Consider the following 2,957-nt stretch of genomic DNA (forward strand, 5'->3'; position numbering starts at 1 on the left):
CATCCTCCAGCTGATCGACGAACGTGCCATCATCGTTGAAGACATTGATTCGCCCATCGCCAAAGTTGCCAATAAGGATTTTGCCGCTGAAGCGGCCGAATGCAAACGATGCGCGCATGATTCCCCAGGGTGAGTTGAGCGGCCCTCGGCTGGCGAAGCGGTGCAGCAGGTGACCGTCTGTATCGAATACATCGACGAATCCATGACCATTGCCTGCAACATCGTCGTGCTTCTCATCGTTCTGCTTTGCATATGTGACAAAAAGGTCGCCGTCGATGTTCGCAATGCCAAACGGCGCGTATCCGGCCGGGATGTGTCGGTCGGTAAAGCCGCCGTCCGTCGTCGCGGGCGTGAACAGGCCATTCGCGCCGCTCGCCCCGAATACATCGATCCGCCCCGAGCGGAAGTTCGTCGCAAAGAGGAATCCACCTTTCGCATTCACACCGAAGACGAGACCTTTGTAGACGGCCCCATTGGCGGCGGAGGGAGAGGATGAGTTATCGGCCGCGATCACGGCGTGGTCAGGCGGATTTAACCCACCGGCCCAGGCGGAGATCGTGCCGCCCTCCGTCGCGAAAATGAATACGGCGGGGATCGTGGTACCAGGCACGAGAAACGCCGCTGAGGGATTCCAGACTATTCCGGTCGGCGCCGCAGGCGCGGGATTCGGTGGGTTGGTGGGAGAGACGGGATGACAGGCGCTGGGCGGTACGACATTGCCTGGTAGCGGGATGGAGACCTGCAGCGCCACCTTTGCCCCCTCGCCGTCATATAGCGTGGAGCAGCCTGTGGCATTGTCGTTGACCCAGAATGGACTTGCTGCCGGACTAAAGGCAATACCCCAGGCGTTCTGTAGTACCGGGTCGGGCTTCGGTGCAGCGCCTGCCACGTTGGACACGAGTGGTGTGACAACGTATGTATCATCGCCAGCGGCATGCCCGATTGTGAAACCGGCGGCGAGGACGATTACGGCCGCCGCTTTGAGACCCCACGAGACCTTAGACATGACTACTCTCCTTAGCTACCGGTGAAAAGATGCTTGAGTTGGCGCCAGAGGAGACTAAACGACCGCTGTACTTCAAATATTCCCGCTGTACTTCAAAAAATTCCACTTGCCACCCGGTCGAATGGCGCGATAGGTCGACCATGGCCCTTCGACTCGATTCATGGATCAGAACGTGATTTAAGCAAGCCACTTTGAGTGAGCGGGTCCTCTGACATCTCCACAATTAAGCTAAGTCGCTCCCTCATAGGGACACCTGGAGTTGTAGCCATATCTCCTGCCATTGTAGAAACGAGGCAAGGCAATCGGTTCGGCGACGCAAGGCGTCGCGCAGTCGAAAAAATGGTAGCAAACGATAACCTTCCCTCCGGCCAAAATCCGTTCCCAGCGCGCCAGTTACGCGACCGACAAGGCCGGCTTACGACCGCGATAGGCGCCACGGTGCCGCGCTAGGGCGATCCCCTCACGCTGGCGTTGGCGAATCAGCGCGCGCTCGAATTCCGCAAGGGCCCCCATTACCGACAACATCAGATTCGCCATCGGCGAATCTTCGCCCATGAACGTCAAACATTCCTTGGCGAACTCGATCCGCACGCTGCGTTGGGTCAGCGTCTGCACGATGTGGCGCAGATCATCCAGATTTCGGGCGAGCCGGTCTATGCTGTGCACTACGGCTTTGTTCGGAAGGGTGCCTGGTTGTTATAGAATCGCAAGCCCAAAGGGCGCGGATTAGCGCGGATGCCGTACAAAGCCAGACTCAAAGACGGTCAGGAGCGTAAGCGCAAAAAACCTGACTATCGGGTGACGAACTGTCGTGAATACAACGAGAGCCTGAAGAAGCGTGGAAAAATCAGCCTCTATTTTCCCGAGGGCGATCTCAAGGCGCAATTCATCACCGCGCCGCCGTATGTGCGCGGAGTGTCTGGACGGCTGCCGTCGTACACCCGGCCGTACGTTGAACTGATCTATACGTTCTACCGGCTGTTCGGCTGGGGAATGCGGCAGATCACCGGCTATATGGAAGATTACTGGGCTGCCCGGGAGCTGGACATCCCGGTTCCCAGCGTCGGCCACCTGTGCGATCTGTTTGCCGCGCTGGACGTCAAGGTCACGCAACGGTGCGAACGACTGGCCAGGCGGCTGGCCGACGGCGAGGACGTGAGCATCATCGTTGACAGCACGGGGATGAGTTTCGGCCGGGCCAGTGAATGGTACGAGCAGAAGTACGGCAAAAAGGCGGCGAAAACGCCGTGGCGCAAGATGCACCTGTCGATCGACGTTGACATGAACGTTCACGCAATCGCCATCACCGGCACAGACGTTTCGGATAGCGAAGGGATGGAGCGCGTGCTGCCCGCTGATCTCCCGGTTGACTGCGTGATCGCTGACGGCGCCTACTACAGCATCGAGCGGGCCGAGGAGCTGTCCCGATCCGGCGTGCTCCCCGTTATTCCACCGCCTTCTCACGCGGTGGTCCACGGCGAAGAGCAGACGCAATGGCACGACAAGATCGTTGGCTACATCAGGGAAAAAGGCATTTACGCATTTCACAAGAAATACGGCTATGGGAAGCGCTCGCTGGTTGAAGCGCAGATCTCCCGGATCAAGCGATGCATCGGCTCGACCTTGCTGACACGAAAAATTGAGTCGCAGGAGCGCGAGGGCGCGATCATCGCCAACATCCTTAACCGGTGGAATTCCTTTGGTCGACCCGTTTCTTTCAAAAATGGATAGTTGCGTCCACAGCATGGAAATTCGGACCCTTCCGAACATAGCCAGTAGCATGCAGGGGGACAGAAGCTCAACTGGCGGCTTTCCGCCTTATATAAGGGCGCGATCAAATTTGAAGTGCAACACCTTGCTCGTGTAAGGTGTGCCAATGCAAAAAAGAAGTTACCAACAACTGCAGCCTGAAGAACGCATGACGATTGCAAGCATGAAGCAGCAGGGTTCG

The 2,957-nt window shown here is 57.8% G+C and carries 3 protein-coding genes; 1 reads left to right on the plus strand and 2 read right to left on the minus strand.

What is annotated here, in order from left to right:
• The coding region (locus F6X42_RS42105) for a TIGR03118 family protein (protein WP_187639660.1) at positions 1 to 1,006 on the minus strand (1,006 nt) is incomplete at its 3' end.
• A gap of 393 nt (positions 1,007 to 1,399) precedes the next feature.
• A complete protein-coding gene (locus tag F6X42_RS42110; protein WP_187639661.1) occupies positions 1,400 to 1,672 on the minus strand; it encodes a recombinase family protein in 273 nt (90 codons plus the stop codon).
• A 69-nt stretch (positions 1,673 to 1,741) separates the two neighbouring features.
• Between F6X42_RS42110 and F6X42_RS42115 the strand changes: the two genes are divergently transcribed.
• Positions 1,742 to 2,737 (plus strand): IS5 family transposase, encoded by a 996-nt coding sequence (locus tag F6X42_RS42115; RefSeq protein WP_222945931.1) that lies wholly within the window; start codon positions 1,742 to 1,744, stop codon positions 2,735 to 2,737.
• Positions 2,738 to 2,957: the final 220 nt, after the last annotated feature.

Origin of the sequence: Paraburkholderia podalyriae, assembly GCF_014397785.1 — a bacterium.
GTDB classification, from domain to species: Bacteria; Pseudomonadota; Gammaproteobacteria; order Burkholderiales; family Burkholderiaceae; genus Paraburkholderia; species Paraburkholderia podalyriae.